The organism is Mycobacterium sp. 4858, assembly GCF_900240975.1.
GTDB lineage: Bacteria > Actinomycetota > Actinomycetes > Mycobacteriales > Mycobacteriaceae > Mycobacterium.
On sequence record NZ_LT968776.1, the window covers coordinates 2,574,173 to 2,597,036 of the forward strand.

The 22,864-nt window shown below is 69.0% G+C and carries 16 protein-coding genes; 2 read left to right on the forward strand and 14 right to left on the reverse strand.

Annotation, left to right across the window (positions count from 1 at the left end; genetic code table 11):
- Positions 1–76: 76 nt before the first annotated feature.
- From C1737_RS20555 to C1737_RS20595, 9 genes are all read right to left on the reverse strand, one after another.
- Positions 77–3,289: an arabinosyltransferase domain-containing protein gene (locus C1737_RS20555; protein WP_068096197.1), complete on the reverse strand. Its 3,213-nt coding sequence runs from the start codon at positions 3,287–3,289 to the stop codon at positions 77–79.
- Positions 3,286–6,612, reverse strand: a complete 3,327-nt coding sequence (locus tag C1737_RS20560) for an arabinosyltransferase domain-containing protein (RefSeq protein ID WP_102419333.1) — start codon at positions 6,610–6,612, stop codon at positions 3,286–3,288. Before C1737_RS20560 ends, C1737_RS20555 begins: the two co-directional genes overlap by 4 nt.
- A gap of 69 nt (positions 6,613–6,681) precedes the next feature.
- Entirely contained in the window at positions 6,682–7,305 is a 624-nt protein-coding gene (locus C1737_RS20565; RefSeq protein ID WP_068096199.1) for a maleylpyruvate isomerase family mycothiol-dependent enzyme, read from the reverse strand.
- Between the two features lie 13 nt (positions 7,306–7,318).
- Entirely contained in the window at positions 7,319–10,609 is a 3,291-nt protein-coding gene (locus C1737_RS20570) for an arabinosyltransferase domain-containing protein (protein WP_102419334.1), read from the reverse strand.
- Positions 10,606–12,600, reverse strand: coding sequence for a galactan 5-O-arabinofuranosyltransferase (locus tag C1737_RS20575; RefSeq protein WP_102419335.1), 1,995 nt, complete (start codon positions 12,598–12,600; stop codon positions 10,606–10,608). The genes C1737_RS20570 and C1737_RS20575 overlap by 4 nt, the downstream gene beginning before the upstream one ends.
- A 2-nt stretch (positions 12,601–12,602) precedes the next feature.
- Positions 12,603–13,367 carry a decaprenylphospho-beta-D-erythro-pentofuranosid-2-ulose 2-reductase gene (locus C1737_RS20580; RefSeq protein ID WP_067920259.1) on the reverse strand — a complete coding sequence of 255 codons (765 nt, stop codon included), beginning with the start codon at positions 13,365–13,367 and terminating at the stop codon, positions 12,603–12,605.
- 11 nt (positions 13,368–13,378) lie between these two features.
- Complete coding sequence (locus tag C1737_RS20585) at positions 13,379–14,779, reverse strand: FAD-binding oxidoreductase (protein ID WP_068096207.1); 1,401 nt, start codon at positions 14,777–14,779, stop codon at positions 13,379–13,381.
- A gap of 32 nt (positions 14,780–14,811) precedes the next feature.
- Positions 14,812–15,240: a GtrA family protein gene (locus tag C1737_RS20590; RefSeq protein WP_068096209.1), complete on the reverse strand. Its 429-nt coding sequence runs from the start codon at positions 15,238–15,240 to the stop codon at positions 14,812–14,814.
- 52 nt (positions 15,241–15,292) lie between these two features.
- Positions 15,293–15,772 (reverse strand): GreA/GreB family elongation factor, encoded by a 480-nt coding sequence (locus C1737_RS20595; protein ID WP_067920253.1) that lies wholly within the window; start codon positions 15,770–15,772, stop codon positions 15,293–15,295.
- 186 nt (positions 15,773–15,958) lie between these two features.
- On the opposite strand from C1737_RS20595, the gene C1737_RS20600 reads away from it, so the two are divergent.
- On the forward strand, positions 15,959–16,321 hold the full coding sequence (locus C1737_RS20600) for a DUF732 domain-containing protein (protein ID WP_067920251.1): 363 nt from the start codon (positions 15,959–15,961) through the stop codon (positions 16,319–16,321).
- Positions 16,322–16,333: 12 nt separating this feature from the next.
- On the opposite strand, the gene C1737_RS20605 is transcribed toward C1737_RS20600, so the two are convergent.
- The 5 genes from C1737_RS20605 to C1737_RS20625 are packed head-to-tail and all read right to left on the reverse strand — an operon-like array spanning position 16,334 to position 21,508.
- Entirely contained in the window at positions 16,334–17,164 is an 831-nt protein-coding gene (locus tag C1737_RS20605; RefSeq protein WP_067920249.1) for an ABC transporter permease, read from the reverse strand.
- A complete protein-coding gene (locus C1737_RS20610) occupies positions 17,161–18,201 on the reverse strand; it encodes a glycosyltransferase (protein WP_102419336.1) in 1,041 nt (346 codons plus the stop codon). The genes C1737_RS20605 and C1737_RS20610 overlap by 4 nt, the downstream gene beginning before the upstream one ends.
- The gene (locus C1737_RS20615) at positions 18,198–18,995 is read right to left on the reverse strand and encodes an ABC transporter ATP-binding protein (protein ID WP_102419337.1); all 798 of its coding nucleotides are present in this window, start codon (positions 18,993–18,995) and stop codon (positions 18,198–18,200) included. The genes C1737_RS20610 and C1737_RS20615 overlap by 4 nt, the downstream gene beginning before the upstream one ends.
- An 11-nt stretch (positions 18,996–19,006) precedes the next feature.
- Positions 19,007–19,513, reverse strand: a complete 507-nt coding sequence (locus C1737_RS20620) for a bacterial proteasome activator family protein (RefSeq protein ID WP_067920243.1) — start codon at positions 19,511–19,513, stop codon at positions 19,007–19,009.
- 21 nt (positions 19,514–19,534) lie between these two features.
- Positions 19,535–21,508, reverse strand: coding sequence for a DUF6541 family protein (locus C1737_RS20625; protein WP_199182888.1), 1,974 nt, complete (start codon positions 21,506–21,508; stop codon positions 19,535–19,537).
- 128 nt (positions 21,509–21,636) lie between these two features.
- Here C1737_RS20625 and C1737_RS20630 point away from each other — a divergent pair, with 128 nt between their 5' ends.
- Positions 21,637–22,833: a cysteine desulfurase-like protein gene (locus C1737_RS20630; protein WP_102419338.1), complete on the forward strand. Its 1,197-nt coding sequence runs from the start codon at positions 21,637–21,639 to the stop codon at positions 22,831–22,833.
- Positions 22,834–22,864: the final 31 nt, after the last annotated feature.

Consider the following 22,864-nt stretch of genomic DNA (forward strand, 5'->3'; position numbering starts at 1 on the left):
AAACAATTACTGGATCGTCAATTTCCGCGCTCTATTTGGCGGCTGACGAATTACGGCTCGAATCCGATAAAGGCCGCTAGGGCTTAATTCGGATCGGTCCCGGGGACCACCACCCGCTGCGGGTCGCGGTGCCCAGGTCGAGCGTCGCGGGCGTGGCGTCGGCGACGGTGTCGAACTTGCGCAGCGATCCCCAGTCCCGCCCCCAGTCGTGGGACAGGTAGGTCGACATCACGTGGGCCCGTAGCAGCAGGTCGGTGATGCCCAGCAGGCCGCCGTTCACGCCGTCCTGCCAGGTGTCGGTGTCCTGCTTCTTGGCGTTGTAGTCCGGCGTGATGCGGAACTTGGGGATCTCGGTGACGCCGTTGACGTGCAGCATCGGCTGCTGGCACGGGAAGGCCAGCCCGACCGCCCAGTCCATCAGCACCGGCTGTGTCGAGCCGACGTACTCCTGCAACGAGCGCAGCTCCGGCACCCGCGGCGGGGTCAGCGCGATCCAGTCATCCGGCGTCAGGGACAGGTCCTCGGCGACCACCCGCACCGCGACCGCGTCGGCGGGGATCTGGGCGCGGGGGAAGCGCAGGTTGCGCCATACCTTCGGCTGCTCGCCGTAGAGGTCGTAGGGCACCAGCCGTCCGGCGGGCAGCACGGCGCCGCCGGGGCCGGGCCTGCCGATTTCCAATTCCACGGTCTGCCCGTTGGTGTGGTGATGCAGGATGCTGTTGCCGGAGATGGTGCCCGCGGCGGTCACCACCACCAGCGGGTGCGCGGCGTCGGGCTTCGGCAGCTGATACCACGCCGAGGTCAGCTTGCTCTGCTGCTGTGCGCCGGTGGTGTAGCTGCCGGCCAGCGGAACCTGATCGGGGTTGAGCCCGTAGGGCAGCGGCACGGTGGACCCGTTGATGCCCGGCGCCGTGAGCTTGAGCGGCGCGTCCCAGTCGTAGTCGGTGCCGGGCTGCGGCACTGACGTCTCCTTGACCGACTCGGCCAGGGTGCGGTCCGGCACGCCGTTGGGGGTGAAGCCGGTGGGATTGACGCCACCCAGGGGGCCCAGCGGACCCCAGTTGCCGGGCAGGGCCGCCATGAAGCCCGCGTTGCTGTCGGGCTCGACGAGAATGTCGTCGGCCAGCCCGCATCCCCCGCTGAACTCGCGCAGGTTGTCCCAGGCGTTGGAGTAGGTGGGGTACTGACGCACGATGCCGGCCACCATGGACGCGACGAACACCAGCGCCATGAAGCCCGCGGCAATGGGGATGGGCGCCGCCGTCGCTGCACGCGCCAACCGGCCCTCGCCATGGCCGGTGTCGGCGAAGTGCAGCCACGCCGCGTACACCGCGGCGATCGCGAACAGCGCGAAAAATATTGTGCTGATTGTGATTCCGCCGACCTTCGGCATGCTGCTGTTGAACGGCACGCCGTAGCTGGAGACGTACCACCAGCCGTTGGTGGTGGCGAAACACAGCGCCAGGATGAACAACACCGCCGCCAGGAACGCCATCCGGTTGCGCGACCAGCGCAGCACCTCATGCGACACCAGCACCGTCGTCAGCGCGGCCATCGCGGCGCCCACCGCCGCGAACAGGCCGAAATGGTGCACCCACTTGGTCGGGGTGAACATCAGGAAGAACATGGTGCCGAAGATGACGCCCATCAAACGCCAGGCCGGTCCGCGGGCGACGCCGGGAACTCGCTTGCGCCGCAACATGATGAACAGGGTGGTGAAGAGGCACAGCGCCGTGATCAGGAAGCCGAAGCGGCGCGAGAGCGAGCCGTCCACTGTGGGCAGGATCAGGTAGTAGTAGCGCAGGTTCTCGGTGTACCAGGCCTGGCTGGGCCCGATGGCGGTGCGAATCCTGGTGGCCTCCAACACCGTTGCCAGCGTCTGGTCGGCGAACACCACGGTCAGGATCACGGTGCCTGCCGCCAGCATCGGGGCCACCAGGGGCAGCGTGCCGACCAGCCGGTGGCGGCGCACCAGGATGCGCAGGATCGGGCGACCACCGGCGACCAGCGCGGCGACCGCGATCAACCCGGTGGGCTGGACGCCGAGCGTGAATGCCGCGGTGATGACCGCCAGCGCGGCGGGCGTCAGCCTGCTGTAACGCATCGAGCGCTCGATCAGCACATAAGTGACCAGCGAACCGAGGGCGATGATCGGCTCGGGGCGCAGGCCGTTGTCGAAGGGCATCCATGCGGTCAGCAGCACCATCCCGGCGGCCCAGTTCGCGGCCTTGCTGCCGGCCACGGCCGGACCCAACCGGGGGAGCACCTCACGCGAGAGCAGCAGCCAGCACAGAATGCCCGCGATGAGGTCGGGCAGCCGCATCCACAGGCTGGCGTCGCTGACGTGGGTCATCAGCGCCAGCAAGTTGTAGTACCAGCCGAAGGGGTCCTCGGGGCTGCCGAACCAGCGGAAGTAGTTCGACATGTAGCCCGCATGGTCGGCGACCCGGGCCATGCCCAGGATGTAGCCGTCGTCCGACGAGTTCGCTCCGATCACGTGCCAGAGCACAAAGCCGAAGATCACCACGACGTCTGCCAGGGTGAACGTGCGCCAGTTCGCGGGGATGAGGCGGCGCATGCGGTGGCCGTCCAACTGGTCGAGGCGCCACAGCGCGACCAGCGCGACGATGGTCGACACGATCGCCAGCACCATCGCGGCCAGCTTCAGCGTCGTCGGTGTGGTGGAGAAGCGGGTGTCGATGGTCGCCGAGAACTTCAGACCCGGCGGGGCCGGGCCGCTGAGATCGGTGAACACCCCCACGATCTGCGGCCGCAGGTTCGGGTCCGGGAAACCGCCGCTGATCGGTCTGCCCGCCGAATCCTTCAGTCCGACAAAGGTGGCGAAGGCGCCCGCCTTCGTCGAGCTGATCTCGATTCTGGAACAGCCGGGGGCACCTGCGGCTCCTTCGACCTGATCGCGAGGCGCGCTGGCGATCACCACGTTGCGGTCGGTGACGTCCACACGCTTGCCGTTGACGACGACGAACAGCGCGTTGAGCGCGGCGTCCTTGCCCTTCTTGGGCGCCGTGCTCAACACCACGCCGCCCTCGGGTGGCAGGGCGCGCACCGCAGCGCAGGGCACGGTTGCGGTGACGTCGACCGGGGTCAGCGAAATCAGCGGCGCGGTAACGCTATTCAGTCCGCCGTTCTGCGGCCAGTTGAGGGTCGCGGTGGTCTGCACGACCGGTAACAGCGGGGTCGCCACCGACAACACGAACCCGATCAGGCCGGCGATGGTCGCCACCCAGCGCGTCGTCCGCACGTCCTTACCGGCCGTCGTCACGCTCATGGGAGTGCCCGAATCGGTCCCTGCCGGCTCCAGCCGTGCACTGTCATCACACCCTGTTCGATCACGGCGTCCGGCGCCTGGTCAGCCGGCACCAGCCGGAAGTACTGCTCCACGGATCCCCAGTCGCGATACCAGTCGCCACGCAGATACGTCGAGACCGTCGAGGTACGCAGCATCGCCTGGGTGACCAGGAACGGGCCACCGGCCTCGCTGGCCTCCCACCCGTTCGACGACGACGCCGTCTGCTTGTGATCGGGCAGGATGCGGTACTGCGGAAGTTCGGCAACGCCGAGGTGTTCGGAGAACGGCCGCTGGCACGGGAAGTTCGCCGCCGTCGCGATGTCCATCAGCACGGGCGTGCGCGACCCCATCAGCTGCTGCAGGGTTTCCAGCACCGGCACCCGCGGCGGCGTGAACGCGAACCACTGATCCGAACTCAGGTTCGGGTCGTAGGCGACGATGCGCGCCACGTTGGCCTCGGGCGGCGCCCACGTCAGCGGGAACCGGAGATTGCGCCACGCCGGCTCGGGCCCGATGTCGATCGGCTGCACCTCGCCCAGCGGCTGCGTGGTGCCGTCGGGACGGGTGGCGCCCCACTGCAATTTCAGCGACTGCCCGTAGGTGAAGGTGCCGTCCTCTTTGTAGGACCAGATCGCGCCGGACGCCGACACCACGACGATCGGGCGGTCCGGCGTGCGCGGGGGCAGCTGATACCACGCGGAGGTGGCCGTGGCGGCCAGCGAGTTCTCGCCGTAGCTGCCCATCACCGGGGTGCGGGCCGGGTCGAGGCCGAACGGCAGCGCCGCGTGCGAGCCGTTGACGCCGGCCGGGCCTCTCCCGCCGGCCGTGCCCGCCGAGTCGCTCATCGCCGCGTTGGGCTTGTTGGGTGATGCGTCGGAATTCACCACGCCCGGCTTGGTCACCACCGGATACGACCTCAGGTCATCGCCGACGCCGTCTGGTTTGAAGCCGACCGGGGTGAGACCGCCGAGCGGGCCGTCGGGGCCGAAGGTCTGCCCGGGCGCAGGCTGCAGCATGCCGGCATTGGGGTCGGGCTCGGTCAGCACGTCGTCGGCCATGGCGCAGCTCTGCGGGGAGAGCCCGGAGGTGATCGCGGCGAGGTTGGCCTTGGCGGTGGTGTAAAGCGGGTAGCGGAACACCGCGCCCTTGGTCAGCGAGGCGACTTCGCCGACCACCATGATGCTCGCGACCACCAGCAGCGGGGTCGACGCCAGCACGCGGTTGCGCCGGTTGTCCTCGACCTCGGTGTGGCCGGTGTAGTCCATGCGGAAGTGCTGCCATGCGGCCAGCAGCCCGGTGAGGATGGACAAGGTCAGGAACATCGACGTCACCGGATGGCTCGCGATCACCGGCTGGATGTCGTACCACGGCACCCCGTAGTTGCCGACGTAGAACCAGCCGTTGATGCCGGAGGTGGCCCACGCCAGCACGAACAGCAGCGCGGTCACGTACAGCGTCAGGTTGCGTCGGTTGTGCAGGCCGATCCGGGCGAGTGCGAACGCGGTGACCGCGCCCAGCGCGCCGGCCAGTCCGGCGAAGGCGCCGAACTGAACGGCCCACTTGGTTGGGGTGAACGTCAACAGCAACAGGCCGAGGGCCGTCGTGCCGATCAACCGCCACGCCGGGCCGCTGGCCACTCCTGGGACCCCGCCGCGGCGCAGCAGGATGACCAGCATCCCGAACAGGCACAGGAAAAGAACCAGCACCGCGAATCGCCTGGACATGGACCCGTCGGGGTTGGACTCCACCGTGAGGAAGTAGTACCGAAGCCAGTCCTGGTACCAGGCGATCGTCGGCCCGACCTTGTACTTGATGCGCGCCGACTCCGCGACTGCTGCCAGCGTCTGACTGCGGAAGACCACGACGGTGATCAGGGACAGCGACGCCGCCAGCACGGCCAGCGGTGCAAGGAGCCCGTCGGTCGCCCGGCGTCGCCGGATCGTCTGGGCGATCGCCCTCGACCCGGTCAGCAGCGCGGCGACGGCGATCAGGCCCTGCGGCGCGAGCGTCGCGGTGAGCATCGCGACGAAGATGGCGACCGCGGCCGGGGCCAGGCGTTGCAGCGCGATGGCGCGTTCGACCAGCATCCAGGTGGTCAACACGCCGAGCGCGATCAGCGGCTCGGGCCGCAGCCCGTTGTTGAACGGCAACCAGGCGGCCAGGAACACCGCACCCGCGGTGAAGACCGCCACCCGGTTCGCGGCCAGGCCGCCCCTCCCCGGGCCCAGCCTGCGCAGGACGCAATGGCTGATCACCAACCAGCAGGCGATGCCGGCCAGCGTGGCGGGCAACCGCATCCACACGCCGGCGGTGCTCACCGACGCCAACCTGGACAGCAGCCCCAGGTACCAGTCGAACGGCGCGTCCGTCGCGCCGAAGTAGCGGTAGTAGTTGGCGATGTAGCCGGCCTTCGGGGCGACGCGGGCGATGGTCAGGTTGTAGCCGTCGTCGGACGACGTGGCGCCGATGACGTGCCAGAGCAGTAGCGTCGCGATCACCCCGGCGTCGGCGATCCAGGTTGCGACCCCGACGCGGCGCCACGAACTCCACCGCGCCCGGGGGCGGTAACGGGAGAGCCAAGCGATCGGCGACCGCCAGTTCACCAGCGTGCCCCCGCCGCGGCTGCGCCGGTCGAGCGCGGCCAGCGCGATGACGGCCGTCAGGACGGCCAGGGCGCCCACGGCCATGGCCAGCAGCTTGACGGCGGTGGGGGAGGTGATGAACCGGGTGTCGATGTCGACCCGGGCCGACAGCCCGGGCTGGGCGGGCACTTTCAGGTCGGTGAAGATCCCGCCGACCTGCGGCTTCTTGTCCGTGGAGAGTCTTCCCGAGGCGCCGGGGATGCCGACGAACTCCGCTCCCGTGCCGCCGGCGTCGGCCCAGGCGTGCAGCACGCTGCAGGCACCGCCGGCGACGGCGGGCCGCGGCGCCACGGCGGCGACGGTGTCGCGGAATGCGACCACCACCGAGTCCTTGTCGGCGCGCACGAACAGGCCGTTCTTGCCGGCGTCGACGCCTCCGGTGGGCAGCGTCGAGATCACCAGGCCGCCGCCGGCGGGCAGGGTGGCGATCGCCGCGCACGGGACGGAGATGTCCAGCGCGCGCGGCGCGCCAGATACCAGGGGAGCGGTGACCTGGGTGACGTGCCCGTCTACGACGCCCTGGGGCCACAGCACCGTCGCGGTGGTTTGTCTGACCGGGAGCAGCGGGACGAGCGCGCACAACAGCAGTCCGACGATCCCGGCGACGGCGGCCACCAACCGTGGGATCCGCTGCGATTGCTGATTACCGTCGGGGGACACGAGGCTCGATGGTAAGCGAAGCTGCTTGGTCCGCTGAGGACGCGGGGCCGTGCGGCGGCCCGCGCAGGCTCAGCGGGCGAGCCGCGCGGCCAGCGTCTGCAGCCCGGGGCCGGCGAGGTCGGCGAGGGCCGCGGTCCGTCCGGTCATCGCCATGAGGAGCGCCTCGCCGGGCCCGGTGACCTCCGATCCCCGGCCGTGTTTCCAGTCGACGTCGGTGGCGCGCAGGCGCAGGCCCCGGATGCGGCGGCCGGCGCCGAGCCGGGGGTTGCCGGGCACCAGGGCGAGGACCCGCTCGAGCCGATCGGCGGGGACGGTGCGCGGCCTTCCCAGCGCGCGGCGGATGTCTTGGTGGTGGATGGTGCCGTCGACGAGTGCGATCATTCCGCCGAAACCGGCTGTCAGCCCGCGTGGTTGGAGGTGAGTGCGCAGATAGTCGAGCAGCTGTTGGGCGCTGAGGTGGGCGAACTCGTCGACGCCCACCTGGTTGGCCCGCACGATCCGGCCCTTCGCGAAACGCTCGAGCAGCCCCAGCGCGCCGAGCTCTTCGTAGCTGATCATGTGCGCCACAACGTCTTTGACCGTCCAGCCCGCGCACAGGCTGGGTGCGTCCCACTGCTGCGGCGTCAGCGTGGCGAGAAAGTCCGCCAGGTCGGCCCGCTCGGCGCGGGCCATGCTCATCAGGTCGGTCGTCATCGGCCCCCCCTGCCTAGGTCTTGCGCAGCGGCGCGGGATTCCACAGGCCGCTGCGGGTGGCCGTCCCCAGCTGCAGACGGGCGGGCTGCGCGTCGGCGTAGTACGGCGTCAGCCGCTGCAGCGAGCCCCAGTCGCGCGACCAGTCGTCCTTCAGATAGGTGGCCATGGTCGTCGCCTTCACCAGCAGCTCGGTGACACCCAGTGGGCCGCCGCCGTTGTTGTCCATCACCGGCGAGTTGGCTTCGGCACCGAAACGGTCCGGCAGGATGCGCCATTTCGGGGTCTCGTCGACGCCGTTCTGGTGGCCGAACGGCCGCTGGCAGGGGAACGCCAGGCCGACCAGCCAGTCCAAGAACACCGGGTCTTTGGAGCCGACCACGTCCTGCAGCGTGCGCAGCTGCGGAATCCGCGGCGGTGTGAGCGCGATCCAGTGCTGCGGGGCCAGGTCTTCGTCGTCGGCGACCAACCGGATCTGGGTGGCGTTGGCGGGGATGGCCGACAGCGGCAGCCGCAGGTTGCGCCACGCCGGCGACGCCCCCACGTCGGCGAACTGGAACGACCCGCCGGGGTGTCCGCCCGCCGCTTCGTCGTCGGTGGCCCACTGGACCTGTACCTCGCGGGGGTCGAAACGGCCGGCCGCGCTCACCACCAGCAGCGGCCGCGCACCGTCGCGGGCGGGCAGCCGGTACCAGCCCGATCGCAGGTGGGCGGGCACCTGGATGCCCGGGCGCCAGCTGCCGAGCACGGGCGTGCGTGCCGGGTCCAGGTTGTAGGGCAGCTGCGCGACCGATCCGTTGATTCCGGGCGCCGGGGTGGTGCCGCCCTCGGTGCCGGCCTCCGCGCCGGTGACCAGCTTGTCGTCGTTGATGAAGCTGCGGTCACCGGGCCGCTCCATCACCGGGTCGGCCCGGACGTCGGCCGGAATGCCGTTGGGCGTGAAGGCTTCCGACAGGCCCGCCCCCAGTGCTTGTGCTACTACAGGGCCCGCCGTGGCCCTCACCGGGGACAGCATGCCGGCGTTGGGATCCTGTTCCACCAGCACGTCCTCGGCCAGGCCGCAGGACTTGCCGGTAAGCGCCTCGAGGTTGGAGCGACCCACCGACCACGCGGGGTACTGGTCGGTCATCGCCAGGGTGAGCGACGCCACCTCGAACACCACCAGCACCCAGGTCGCAATTGCCAACGGCGACTGGACGATTCCGGCCACACGCACCCCGTGCCGGGTCTTGGGCGGCCCGTCGTTCAGCGAAACGAAGTGGAACCAGGCCGCCAGCAGCAGCACCACGACGGTCAGCCCGAGCAGCGCGGTGGCGAAGGCATAGTGCCATGCCGGGAACGAATTCGACCATGGCACACCGAAATTGGACACGTACCACCAGCCGTTGACGCTGGCGAACGACAACGCCACCAGGAACAGCACCGCGGCGGCGAACATGGTGCGGTTGCGCCGGGATCGCATCGCCACGGAGGTCACGGCGATCGCGGCCAGCGCGCCCAGCGGCCCGGCCAGCCCAGCGAACACCCCGAAGTGGTGGGTCCACTTGGTGGGAGTGAACATCATCGCGATGAACGAGATGATGGTGATCCCGACGATGCGGCGGCTGGGCCCGGCGGCCGTGCCCGGAATCCGGCCCTTGCGCAACGACATTGCGACCGTGATCGCGAGCGCCAGGACCAGCGCCAGCACGGCGAAGCGGCGGGCGACCGACCCGTCGGGACTGGCCATGAACAGCCGCTCGTAGCGGATGTGTTCGTCGAACCAGCTCAGGCTGGGGCCGACGGCGCGCTTGAGCATGCTGGCCTGAACCTCGCCGGCCAGGGTCTGGTCGCGGAAGATGAGGATGGCGGTGACGGTGACCGCGGCGAACAGGGGTGCCACCAAGGGCAGCGCGCCGAACCGCTTGGACCGGCGATGCAGGATGGTCCGCAGCGGCCCGATCGCGACGAGCAACGCGCCGATCGAGGCGATACCCGTCGGCCCGGAGAACAGCGTCAGCGCACCGATGATGCAGGCGACCGCCACCGGGAGCAGGCGGCTGGTGGCCACCGCGCGTTCCACCGAGCACCAGGTCAGCAGGATGCCCAACGCGATGATCGGCTCGGGCCGCAGGCCGTTGTTGAGCGGCAGCCACACGGCCAGGAACATGCCGGCCGCCGTCCACGCCGCGCCGCGGCTCAGCTTCACGGCGTGACCGAGGCGCGGCATGACTTCACGGCTGATCACCCACCAGCACGTCAGCGCCATGGCCAAGGTGGGCAACCGCATCCAGATGCTGGCGGTGCTGACGTGGGCCCACAACGCCAGCAGGTCGTAGTACCAGCCGAAGGGGGCCTCCGGCGTGCCGAACCAGCGGTAGTAGTTGGCCATGTAGCCGGCGTGCTCGGAGACCCGGGCCATGGTCAGGATGTAGCCGTCGTCGGACGTGTTGGCCCCGACGAACTGCCACCACACCAGCACGGCGATCACCAGGGCGTCCAGGCCGCCGACCGACCACCAGCGCGACGGCAGGAAGCGGCGGTGCCGGGCGGCCCCAGCGGTTTCGAAGGCGGTGTCGAGGACGTGCAGCGCGACCAGGGCGGCGGCGGTCAGCACCACCCCGAGGATCATCGCCGCCATCTTCAGCGTGGTGGGGCTGCTGCTGTAGCGGGTGTCGACGGTCGCCGAGAAGCTCAGGCCGGGCGGCGCCGGCCCGCTCAGGTCGGTGAAGACGCCGACGATTTGGGGCCGGAAGTCGTAGCCGCTCTTCTCGCCGCGCAGCGGCGAGCCGGGATGCTCGGCGTTGGGTCCCTGGGTCAGCCCGACGAACTCGGCGGTGACGCGGTCGGCGTGCGCGGTGAAGGTCAACCGCTGGCAGGCGGGGCTGAGCACCTGGCTCAGCGGGGCGGTCACCACCGCGACGTTGCGCACCACCACCACCAGGTAGTCGTTGGCCCGTTGGATGAGCAGCCCGCGGTCGACGGCCTTGGGGGCCTGCTTGGGCACCGTCGACAACAGCACCGTCTTCGCCGCATTCGCCGGGCCGGCCAGCCCGGCGGCGGCCTGGCACGGCACCGCGATGTTGAGGTCGGTGGCGACGTACCCGATCAGCGGCGCGTCGACACTCTCGAAGCTGCCGTTCTGCGGCCAGTTCAGCGAAGCGGTGGTCTGGTTGACCGGCAGCAGCGGGGTGGCGATGGCGAGCAGCGCCCCGAGCAGCCCGGCGACGGTGGCAACCAACCGAGTGATCCGGTGGTTGGCTCCCGTGTCGGTCACGGTGCTAGATGCTAGTTCTTCGACGCTGTGCGGCGAGGTGTCGGTGCTCATGAGCGGCTTATCGCGGGCTTGCGGATGGCCACCACGAACGGACCGGCGCTGTGCACCACGAACTGCGGGCTGTCGAAGAGGGCGGCCCGCAGGTCGACGGTGTAGCGACGGACGTTGGGCTGGTTGGGATACACGTCCTCGGCCAGCCGCAGCGTGTAGTTGCCGTTCGCGCCGCGCCGCATGAGGAAGACCGTGGGCGGCGGCCAGGGACAGGTGTCGAGCGCGTGGATGAGCTCGTCGGCGGATTTGAGCTTGGACCACTTCTTGATCTGAGCGGCCCGCAGGTCGAATTGGGCCAGCGGGTTGGCGTAGTGCGACGTCAGTCCCTGGAATCCCCAATAGGGATAGAAGGACAGGAAGCTGTAGTCGGCGGTCATCACCACGGTCTGGTCGCGCGGCCTGCCGGTGACGGTCGCAATGGTGTGGTCGATGTCGGGGTAGAACTTCTCCGAGCTCGGGGGCCGCCGGTCGCCGCGCTGGCCGTTGCCGTCGGTGTCGGTGTAGGCGATGGTGAGGTCCGGGCGCAGCACGTCGGGAATGTCCTGACTGAACGCGATCGCGGCGGCCAGGCCGATGGCCGCGGCGACGGGAAGGGTCGCTTTTTCCCAGGCCGGGCCGCGCGCGGACAGCGCCCGGACGGCCTCGACGAAGCCGAACGCCCCCGCGGCCACCAGCAGCACGGTCAGGGTGGGCTGGAGCCGGAACGACAGCAGCGTGGTGCGCGCGAGCGTGGTCAGCATCGACAGCACCGACCACAGGTAGACGGCCAGCACACCGACGGCAAGGGCGCCGGCCCGCACTGACGATCGGGCACGCACCACCAGCCACAGGGCGCCGAGCAGGCAGACCGCCCCGAGCAGCGAGAACTGCAGCATCGGGAAGGTCAGGACGGCGCCGTCGGCCGGCAGGTAGTGCTGGGCGCTGCCGGAGTTACTGACCGGACTGCGGGCCGCCCGGACCACGAACGGCAGCCAGGTGGTGCTCGCGATGGCCGCGGCGATGACGGCAATGACGGCCAGCCTGCGCAGCGGGTCGAGGGCGGCCCGGAAACCCCCTTGCCGCCAGCGCAGGCCGGACAGCCACAGGGCCATCAACAGGACCGTGAACGCGCTGAAGCCGAACAGCAGTGTGTACCAGGTAGCGGTGAACCCCAGGAAGAGCCCGGCGGCGATGACGGCGGCCCATCCGCTTCTCGCGCTCGGCTCCGCCGACGCGACCGTGAAGTTAGTTTCACGCTGGGCCTCGAGTGTGCTGTTAACTTCACGCTCGGCGACCACCGCCGCCCAGCCGCCCCCACGCTCGCCGCCGCGCAGACCCGACCAGGTCAACACCAGCACCGGCGGCAGGAGCACGGTGATCATCGCCGCGTAGGGCTCGGGCGAGCCGTAGGCGAGCGTCGCCGCCGCGGTCGCGGTGGTGACGATCAGCGCGTACTCGAAGCGGACCATCCGCCACCACAGCACCAGGGCGACCGCGGCCGCGATGGTGATCGAGGTGACGGCCCACGGCTTGTAGATCTCCCAGGCCGGCGTTCCGCTCAGCGCCGCGGCGCGCCCGCCGATCCAGAACCAGCCGGGCGGGTAGAACGGCGGCAGCCCGAGGTAGGTCATGTCGCGCAGGGCGGGGCTGTCGGTGAGTCGGGTCAGGGATTCGGTTCGGAATTGCTGGTCGACGGAGATGCCGAACAGATAGAGCTTGGTCGCGCCGAGCGGCATGCCCAGGGTCACGACGGTGAACGCGGACACGAACGCCAGCCCGCCCAGTTGGGCCGCCCACCGATACCGGCCGGACCGTCCCCACGCCCACCCGACGGCCACCAGGCCGGCCAGGCAGCCGACCTGCCCCACCGTGGTCAGCGCGTGCAGCTGGTTGGACGACGGGAAGGCCGGCCACTGCACGCGGGAGATGGCGGCCAGCGACACGACCGCGACGACGACGGCCACCGCGGCCGCCAGCGCCATCTGGCCCAGGGCGGCCAGCGCGTTACGCATGATCAGATTGGCAGCCTGCGGAAGACGCTCCGCGGAATGTGTCGCAACACCATCATCACGTAACGGAATGCTGCCGGCGCCCAAACCAATTCCTTACCCTTTGCGGCCGCGGTCACCGCCAGGTTGGCGACATACTCCTTGTCCACGGTGAGCGGGGCCTCCTTGACGTGGGCGCTCATCCGGGTACGCACCTGACCGGGGCGGATCACCAGAACGCGAACCCCATACTCGCGCAGCGCTTCCCCGAGTCCCAGATAGAAGCCGTCCAACCCCGCCTTGGTCGAGCCGTAAACGAAGTTGGACCGCCGGACCCGCTCGCCGGCTGCCGAGCTCATCGCGATGATCTGGCCGAATCCCTGGGCGCGCATCTTCTCGCCGAGCAGCACCCCCACCGAAACCGCTGCCGTGTAGTTGATCTCGGCGGCCAGCACGGCCTTGTGCTGGTCCTGCCAGAGCTCTTCGGCGTCGCCGAGGATGCCGAACGCGACGATCGCCACGTCAATGTCTCCGTGGGCGAACGCCTCATCCATCATCTTGGGGTGGCTGTCGGGGTCGGTGGCCTCGAAGTCGATCAGCTCCACCGACCGCGCGCCCGCCGCCTTCATCTGGGCGACGGCGGCGTCGCGTCCCGGGTCATTGGGCATGGCGGCCAGCACAATTCGGGCGTGCGCGTTCTGCAGGTAGCGCTCACAGATGGCCAGCCCGATCTCGGACGTACCGCCGAGCAGCAGGATGGCCTGCGGGTTCCCCACGGCATCTAAAACCATTGACGCACCATTTACAGCAGCTCCAAACGTCGGGCCATGTCGGACGCGAACACCCCGGCGGGATCGACCTTGCGGCGCACGGCGATCCATTCGTCGATCCGCGGGTACATGGCATGGAAGGTCTCGGCGCTCACCCGGGAATCCTTGGCGGTGTAGACCCGGCCCCCGAATTCCAGGACGCGCCGGTCGAGTTCGTTGAGGAACTCGTTGATGCCCGGCTTGTTCGGGAAGTCCATCGCGACGTTCCAGCCGGCCATCGGGAAACTCAGCGGCGCGCGGTTGCCCGGGCCGAACAGCTTGAACACGTTCAGCGCCGAGTAGTGGCCGCGGGTCTGGATCCAGCGGATGATGGCCTTGAACTCGTCCATCGCATCCGGTGGCACCAGGAACTGGTGCTGCGCGAAACCCATTGGGCCGTAAGCGTTGTTCCAGCCGCTGACCAGGTCGAGCATGTGGTAGAACTGCGACAGGTTCATGATCTTGCCGGTGTAGTTTCCGCCCAGCCGGTAGTACACCTCGCCGATGGCCATGAAGGACAGCTTGTTCATCGCGCTGACCGGAAAGATGTCCGGCACCGTCATCAGTTGCGGCGCATCGAATTTCAGTGGATTCTTGGCGAGTTTCTTGGGCAGTTGGTCCAGCTTGGCCAGGCTGCCGCGGCTGACGGCGGCGCGGCCGAGCTTGGGCGGCGGGCTGATCAGGTCGAACCACGCGCTGGAGTAGGTGTAGTTGGCCTCGCTGCCGTCGAGGTGGGCCGCGACCGTCTCGTCGAGGTCCTTGGTAGCCACCCCGTCGGCGATGAAGTACGCCGTCTCCGTCGGCGTCATCTCGATGGTCGCGCGCAGGACGATCCCGGTCAGGCCGTTGCCGCCGACGGTGACCCAGAACAGCTCGGCGTCGGAAGCGTCCGGGCCGTCGGGGGTGATGGTGCGGACGGTGCCGTCGGCCATCAGCAGGTCCATCGAGCGCACGTGGTTGCCGAAGCTGCCCGCGCTGTGGTGGTTCTTGCCGTGGATGTCGCAGGCGATCGCGCCGCCGACCGTGACCTGCCGGGTGCCCGGCAGCACCGGAACCCACAGGCCGAACGGCAGCGCCGCCTTCATCAGCTGGTCCAGGCTGACGCCGGCGTCGACGTCGACCAGCCTGGTGTCGGCGCTGATCGAGTGGATGCGGTCCAGCCCGGTCATGTCGATCACCAGGCCGCCGCCGTTTTGGGCGTTGTCGCCGTAGGACCGGCCCAGCCCGCGGGCGATCACGCCCCGTCCGTGCGGCCCGCCGGATTCGGCGACCCGGGCGACGGCCTTGGCGATCAGCTCGGGATCGCGGGTGGAGAGCACCTCGGCCACCGACGGCGCGGTGCGGCCAAAGCCGGTCAGCCGGGTGGTGGTGGTTACAACGTCGGGGCTCAACATCGTCAAAGAGGGTACCGCCTGCGGGCGTCGGCTCAGCGGATGCGGAAGATTACCGCCCGCTGGACGATGAAGTTGATCACCGTCGCGGTGCCCTGCGCGATCACGAACGCGACCGGGATCGCCCACCCGCGATAGTGCAGAAGCGCCAGGCACAGATGGTTGAGCCCGACCTGGACGGCGAAGGTGATGCCGTAAAGGACCATGACCGCGACGAAGCGTGCGGTGCTCGGGGCCGCCTGGAACGTCCACCGGCGGTTGATCAGGTAGGCGGTGATGGTGCCGACGACGAAGCTGGTGGCCTTGGCCAGGTCGACCTGGACGCCCACCGCCTTGTACAGGGTCAGATACAGGCCGAAGTCCACGATCCCCGCCAGGCCGCCGGTGACGACGAACCGCGTCACCTGTGTCGTCAGACTGAGCTGCGGGCTCGGCGGGGCGGCATCGGGCAGCGGGGCAACCATTGGGGGGAGTCTATCGGGGCCGCCGGAACGGCCGGGGACGCGGCGGAAGGCGTTAGCGGGGGAGTTTGACCGCTATCAGCTCGACCTGATCCTCGCCCTGGGGCGTCGAGTAGGTCACCGTGTCGCCCGCCTTGTGCCCGGCCAGGGCCTGCGCCAGCGGGCTGCGCGCGGTCAACGTCTCGCCTTCCCGGCCGACGGGCGTCTCCTCGACGATCGAGATCACGTTCATCGTGACCACCTCACCGTCGGAGAACCGCAGGGTCACCTCGGTGCCACCGGGCAGGGTCTCCGACTCGTCGGGTTGCGACGGCCCGGTCCGCAGCCGGCGGTCCAGCTCGTTGATCCGGTCGCTGAGCCCTACCAGCTCCTCGGCGCGCTGGATCGCCTCGGCCGCGTCGCCGTGATCACCCACCATGCCGCGGTCGTTCCTGACCTCGACCTCGAGGCGGTCGCGCCGCTGCCGCAGCCGCTCCAGCTCCGCGGCCAGGTTCTCCCGTGCCGCGTCCGCCGCTGATTGGACCTTCTTGCTCACGTCGATGGACCTTTCGCCCAGTTTGCTCGGGTGGCGTTCCAGTGTTACACCACGGCGAGGCGGCCGCCACCATTATCGGGGAAGCGCCTGACCGCGTTGCGGAACCGATATCCCATCGCTTTGCGGGATCCAGAACGGCTTCTCGAAGCCGTCCTCCCGACGCTGCGGGTGCCTATCTTGGTAAGTATGAACGTCGGTCTGCGGACGTGGTCGGCACTCGGTGCGGGCCTGCTGTTCGCCGCGGTGTTGTGCTCCGCCCCGGCGGCGGCGGATCCGCCGGACGACGCCTTCCTGGGGGCCTTGGCGGACAACGGGATCACCATGCAAGACCCCGGCACCGCGATCTCAATGGCCCACACCGTCTGCGCCGGGCTGGACAGGAACCAGAAGTCGAGTGTCCTGGCGATGAAGGTGATGAAGGACGCCAACCTCTCGGCCCGGCAAGCGGGGTTCTTCGTCGGGCTCTCCGTCTCCGCCTACTGCCCGCAATACAAAGGGCAGACCGACGGCTCGTTGGACTGGCTCAATCCACTGCCGCCACTGATGTGAGCCGGTGCCCGGCTACACCCAGTAGGGCACCCGGGCGCGGTACTGCCGCATCGCGAACGCCGCCAGCACCCAGCCGACGACGGTCAGCACCGCCACCACGGCCCAGTGCCGCAGCTCCTGGTGGGCGCCCAGCAGCGGGGCCCGAACGATGTCGAGGTAGTGCAGCAGTGGGTTGAGCTCGACGATGCTCGACCAGCGCCCCGCCCCCTGCTGCCGCAAGGTGTCGTCGTTCCAGATGATCGGCGTCATGAAGAACAGCAGCTGCACAACCGAGAACAGCAGCGGGCCGATGTCGCGGTAGCGGGTCGCCAGGATGCCGAAACACAGTGACACCCAGATGCAATTGAGCACGATCAGCCCCAGCGCCGGGATCACCGACAGATCCGCCCACGACCACGGCTTGGGGAAGATGATCGCGATGACGACGTAGATGACGATGTTGTGCGCGAACAGGATCATCTGCCGCCACACCAGCCGGTAGACGTGCACGCTCAGGGGTGTCGGCAGCTGCTTGATCAGTCCCTCGTTGGCGACGAAGACGTCGGCCCCCTCGAGGATGGCCGCGTTGATCAGGTTCCAGATGATCAAACCCAGCGTGACGTACGGCAGGTGCACGGAGAGCTGGAGGTGAAACAGCTTGGAGTACAGGCCGCCCATCGCGACGGCCGTGGTGCCGGTTGCGATGGTGATCCAGAACGGTCCCAGCACCGAGCGGCGGTAGCGCTGCTTGATGTCCTGCCAGCCCAGGTGCAGCCACAGCTCGTGCCGGCGGAAACCGGCCACCAGATCGCCCCTGGCGCGGGTGAAGGTCCGCGACTGGGCCGCCGCGTCGAGAAACGTCACCTGGGTCCTCCCGGGTCCGATGGTGGCGACCCGCTTCGCCCGGCTTCGCCGCGCTCGCGATCGCCACGGGGGTCCGATGGTGGCGACCCGCTTCGCCCGGCTTCGCCGCGCTCGCGATCGCCACGGGGGTCCGATGGTGGCGACCCGAATTGCTCGTGGCGTCCCAAGCGGCGCAACCGGATCCACTCGGCCAGGCCCCTGGGGTCGCGCCGCGTCACCAGGAAGTACCAGCCGAACCGAACCCATTCCTGGATCAGCAGCTTGCGCAGGCCCGGTTGGGCCAACAGGTAGCCGCGGTTGCGGTAGGTGTAGAACCGCTTGTTGGGGTCGTCGGGGTATTGGGTGTGCATGCGACCGCCCAGGATCGGGCGGAATTCCGCGGAACCGCAGGGGTGCAGGTAGATCGCGTCCAGGCAGGTGCCGAACGGCAGGCCCGATCGCACCAGGCGCCGGTGCATCTCGACCTCGTCGCCCCGGATGAACAGCCGCAAGTCGGGGACGCCGATCGCTTCCAGGGTTTCCGCCCGGAACAGCGCGCCGTTGAACAGCGACGCTATCCCGGGCAGCAGGTCCTGTCCCGCTTCGGTCCGCAATTCGCTTGCACGCCTGCGCCATACCAGGCCGCGGCGCAACGGGAACGCGAGCCGCTCCGGGTCGTCGGCGTTGCACACCATCGGCGACACTTCGGCCAAGGCGTGCCTTTCGGCGCACGCTAGCAGGGTGGCCAGCACGTGCGAGTCCTGTGGGCGCCCGTCGTCGTCGGCCAGCCACACCCAGTCGGCCCCCAGGGCCAGTGCGTGCAACATTCCCAGGGCGAAACCGCCTGCGCCGCCGAGGTTTCGGCGGGAGGCCAGGTAGGTGGTCGGGATCGGCTGGCCGGCAACCAGATCGCTGACCCGGCCGGAACCGGGGCCGTCGTTGTCGATGACGATCAGGTGGTCGGGTAGCCGCGTCTGGCTGCTCAGCGTGCCAAGCGACTTGGCCAGCTCGTCGGGTCGCCGGTGGGTGACGACGACGGCGATGACGGTTCCGCTCATATCTCGTTGCGCGTTTCGGCCAGCACCTCGTGCACGTGCCGGGCGGCGTCCTCCCCCTCGTAGGCGCGCACCACCTCTTCGATCCCGCCGGCCATCCGGATCACCCCGTGGTCGATCCACATCGCGGTCTTGCACAGCCGCGCGAGGAATTCGTTGGAATGGCTGGCGAACACCAGGATTCCGGATCGCTCCACCAGGCTCTGCAGCCGGGACTGTGCCTTCTTCATGAAGTCGGCGTCCACCGCACCCAGACCTTCGTCGAGCAGCAGGATCTCGGGGTCGATGCTGGTGACCACGCCCATCGCCAGCCGCACCCGCATCCCGGTGGAGTACGTGCGCAGCGGCATCGACAGGTAGTCGCCCAGCTCGGTGAACTCGGCGATCTCGTCCACCTTGGCCATCATCTGCTTTCGGGTCTGCCCCAAAAACAGCCCGCGGATGATGATGTTCTCGTAACCGGAGATCTCGGGGTCCATCCCGACCCCCAGGTCGAAGATGGGTGCGACCCGGCCGGTGACCTCCGCCCATCCGCGGGTGGGTTCGTAGATGCCCGAAAGCAGCCGCAGCAGAGTCGATTTCCCGGCGCCGTTGTGGCCGACCAGACCGACCCGGTCGCCCAGCTCGAGGGACAGGGTGATGTCCCGTAGCGCCTCGACGACGACCACGTTGGAGCTGTTGCGCCCGATCGTGCCGCCCGCCTTGCCCAGGAAGGCTTTCTTCAGGGAGCGCGACTTCGCGTCGAAAATGGGAAATTCCACCCACGCGTTGTGCGTCTCGATGTGAGGACCCGCCACCGTGCTGCGCTTTACAGGTACTGGCCGTGCCCGGACCCGCCCGGCTTGCTGACACCCGGGGGAAGCGCGCCCTGGCGCATGTTCTCCAGCTGCGCGCGGGCGGCCATCTGCTGGGCGAACAGCGCCGTCTGGATGCCGTGGAACAGCCCTTCCAGCCACCCGACCAATTGGGCCTGGGCGATGCGCAATTCGGCGTCCGACGGCGCCGAGTCCTCGTTGAACGGCAGGGTGAGGCGGTCGAGCTCTTCGCGCAGTTCCGGAGCCAGCCCCTCCTCGAGTTCGCGGATGCTGGTCTCGTGGATCTCGCGTAGGCGGTTGCGGCTGGCCTCGTCGAGCGGTGCGGCGCGCACCTCCTCGAGCAGTTGCTTGATCATCGTCCCGATGCGCATCACCTTCGCGGGCTGCTCAACCAGATCGGTCAGGGAGTGCTCGTCGGCGTCTTCCTCCGGCGCCGACGTCAGCCGCGGATCCACGTCGCCGATGATCTCGATGCCATCGTCGTCGTTGCGGGTAGTCAATCCATCACCATCCTTTGCGGACTAAGAGTGCGGCGCCGCGCCGCTTCCGCGCCATTCGTAGATTCGGGCTCCACCATTGTCGTAGATCAGCGTCCACGACTGCGATTTATCCAGTGACACTAGTCCGTCGGGTACGGCGAACCCGCGGACCGTCGGCTGGCTGGTGTAGATGTACCGGATGTTGAGCGCTTTGATCGCCTCGACCACCCGTGGGTCGGAATCCCCCCTGCGGGCGTAGGCCCAGAAGATGTAGCGGTTGGGGCCGGGTCCCATCTGCTGCGGGTAGTCGTAATGGGTCCACAGCGGGTGCAGGTCGGCGACGGCATACATCCATGCAGTGCCGTCGGTGTTGGCGTTGCCGATCACGGTGCTGTGCGCCTCGGGCAGCGTGGCCAGGTAGGCCATGGCCATCAGGTCGCGCTGGTCGATCATCACCGAGTCGTACTTGTCGCCGAACAGCACCAGGTGTCGATAGAAGTAGTGGCGGGCGGTGAAGACGGTCGTCGCCACCAGCAGGACCGCCGTCGCCGCGGTCCACGCCGGCGCGGGTAAGGGTTTGAATCGGCCGGCGACTCGTTGGGCGCCGGCCACCACCACCATGACGGTCAGAAACAATGCGACCCCGGCCATCGGTTCCAGCAGCAGGGTGATCGCGGCCGAGATCCGGCGCGGGTCCTTGTAGAAGAACTCCCCGAACGCACCGGCAATCGCACCGACCGGGCCGCCGAGCGGCGTTCCGGCGTCGACGTCGACCACCACGAGCAACAGCCACAGCGCCAGCGGCCACCAGATCCTCTTGTAGGCGAAGATGATCCCGCCGAGGATCGCCAGCGACATCAGGCCGTACTGGTACGGGAAGTCGTTGAGGTGACGCGAGTGCTGGAAGACGGCGTCCCACACCCCCCGCTTCTTGCTGAGCTTGGTCAAAAACGAGTGCCCGGCGATGATGTCTTCCTGTTGGCGGACGCTGATGAATTGCGGCAACAGGATCAGCGCGGTCGCCACGGCCACGCCGGCGAGCGTCACGGCGTCGGCGACGCGGGCGCGGACGGGGTGCCACAGCACGTCGAACATCCACCAGGCGACGACGAACAGCACGACGATGAACCCGCCGGTCAGATGGACCGACATCACCCCCACGACGGCCAGCACGGCGGCCGGGATGCGGTCGCGGTGGCGCAGCGTCGAGGCGATCAGCACGAACGTGGGGACGACGACCCCGTAGGCCGCCAGGTTGGGCATCGCGGCGACACCGAACTCGACGTAGGGGAGGGCCGTGAACGACACCGACAGTGCGGCGGTGGTGGCGGCCGCGCCGGCGGTGCGCCATTGCCCCCAGTGCGGGCGCAGCAGCCGCCAGGTCAGCATCGCCGCGCTGCTGGGGAACAGCCAGATCGAGGCCGCCACCGAGCTCAGCGTGTAGCCGGTGGTGGGCGCGGCCCCGGTGAGCTGACAGAACACCGCCACCCACGCGTGGAACACCGACGGGTAGTACAGCGTCTGGTGCGTTTCGACGTTGCGCAGCTCGCCCATGTGGGTGGACGACGCCTGCCCGGTGTCGAGGATGAACCGCACCTCGTTGGCGTGCCAGACGGCGTCCCAGGTGCTGGGGATGGTCTGCCACCGGGTGGCCAGGCCGCGGTAGGCCGCCCACATGATGAGCAGGGACCCCAGCAGCACCCCGGCCGCGACGAGGATTGCGGGCCAGCGGCCGATCCCCCGCGCCTCGGCCTCGGTGTCGCGGTAGCGGCCGAGCAGCAGCTGCAGGGCCGTCATCACCAGGCACACCGCGACCAGAGTGGCCAGCGCCGTCCAACCGTTCCACGGGATTCCGACCGCGCCGAACGGGATGATCGCCAGCGCGACGGCGCCGTAGGTCAGCGCCGGGCCCACCGCGACCGCGACGGGCCAACTCAGCTGACTGATACGCGCGATGATCGCTCCGGGCGCTATCAGCAAAAACAATGCGATCAGCGTTCCGAACCAGAGCCCCACTCGACTAGTATGGCTGGCCGGGTGTCCTGCCCCTGCGAAGCCACTGGCTGGCCTCAACGGCTCGAGCGTTCCGGGCACCCGCTACCGTCACAGTTTCGCGGAAATGCGCAAGCTCTAAGGTGGCTGGCATGGCTTACGACGTCGCCCGGGTGCGCGGACTGCATCCGTCGCTGGGTGACGGGTGGGTGCACTTCGATGCGCCTACCGGGATGCTCATCCCCGATTCCGTCGCGACCACCGTTTCGACCGCCTTCCGCAGGTCCAGCGCCACCACGGTCGGCGCGCATCCGTCCGCGCAGCGCAGCGCCGCCATCCTCGAGGCGGCGCGGGCGGCGGTGGCCGACCTGTTCAATGTGGAACCGGCGGGCGTGGTGCTCGGGGCCGACCGCGCGATCCTGCTGTCGGCGCTGGCCGAGGCGTCGTCCTCGCGGGCGGGGCTGGGCTACGAGGTGATCGTCAGCCGCCTGGACGACGAGGCGAACATCGCGCCCTGGCTGCGGGCGGCGCACCGCTACGGCGCCAAGGTGAAGTGGGCCGAGATCGACATCGAGACCGGCGAGCTGCCGACCTGGCAGTGGGAGGGCTTGATCGGGAAATCGACCAGGCTGGTGGCCGTCGCGTCGGCGTCCGCGACGCTGGGCACGGTCACTGACCTTCGGGCGATGACCAAGCTGGTGCACGACGTCGGCGGGCTGGTGGTGGTCGACCATTCCGCCGCGGCGCCGTACCGGTTGCTCGACGTGCGGGAAACCGACGCCGACGTGGTGGCGGTGAACGCCCTGGCGTGGGGCGGTCCGCCGATCGGCGCGGTGGTGTTCCGCGATCCGGCACTGCTCAATTCGTTCAGCTCGATCTCGACCGACCCGAAGGCCACCGGCGCGGCGCGTCTCGAGATCGGCGCGCACCAGTTCGGTCTGCTGGCCGGGGTGGTCGCCAGCATCGAGTATCTGGCGGCGCTCGACGAGTCGGCCCGCGGCAGCCGGCGCGAACGCCTGTCGGTGTCGATGCAATCGGCCAGTTCGTATCTGAACCGGATCTTCGATTACCTGATGGTGTCGTTGCGGTCGTTGCCGTTGGTCATGGTGATCGGCCGTCCGGAGGTGCGGATACCCGTGGTGAGCTTCGCCCTGAACGGCGTGCCCGCCGAGCGGGTGGTGCAGCGGTTGGCGGACAACGGGATTCTGGCCGTCACCAACGAGAACTCCCGCGCGCTCGACGTGCTGGGCGTCAACGACGTCGGCGGAGCGGTGACCGTCGGGCTGGCGCATTACTCGACGACGGCCGAGGTCGATCAGTTGGTGCGCGCGCTGGCGTCCCTGGGCTGAGCCTTTCGGTTCCGCGAGCGGGCGGTACCCC

Coding starts and splice junctions, on each gene's coding strand:
- C1737_RS20630 (WP_102419338.1), top strand. CDS start 21,637: ATGGCTTACGACGTCGCCCGGGTGCGCGGACTGCATCCGTCGCTGGGT.
- C1737_RS20590 (WP_068096209.1), bottom strand. CDS start 15,240: ATGGTTGCCCCGCTGCCCGATGCCGCCCCGCCGAGCCCGCAGCTCAGT.
- C1737_RS20580 (WP_067920259.1), bottom strand. CDS start 13,367: ATGGTTTTAGATGCCGTGGGGAACCCGCAGGCCATCCTGCTGCTCGGC.
- C1737_RS20565 (WP_068096199.1), bottom strand. CDS start 7,305: ATGACGACCGACCTGATGAGCATGGCCCGCGCCGAGCGGGCCGACCTG.
- C1737_RS20575 (WP_102419335.1), bottom strand. CDS start 12,600: ATGCGTAACGCGCTGGCCGCCCTGGGCCAGATGGCGCTGGCGGCCGCG.
- C1737_RS20570 (WP_102419334.1), bottom strand. CDS start 10,609: ATGAGCACCGACACCTCGCCGCACAGCGTCGAAGAACTAGCATCTAGC.
- C1737_RS20600 (WP_067920251.1), top strand. CDS start 15,959: ATGAACGTCGGTCTGCGGACGTGGTCGGCACTCGGTGCGGGCCTGCTG.
- C1737_RS20610 (WP_102419336.1), bottom strand. CDS start 18,201: ATGAGCGGAACCGTCATCGCCGTCGTCGTCACCCACCGGCGACCCGAC.
- C1737_RS20555 (WP_068096197.1), bottom strand. CDS start 3,289: ATGAGCGTGACGACGGCCGGTAAGGACGTGCGGACGACGCGCTGGGTG.
- C1737_RS20585 (WP_068096207.1), bottom strand. CDS start 14,779: ATGTTGAGCCCCGACGTTGTAACCACCACCACCCGGCTGACCGGCTTT.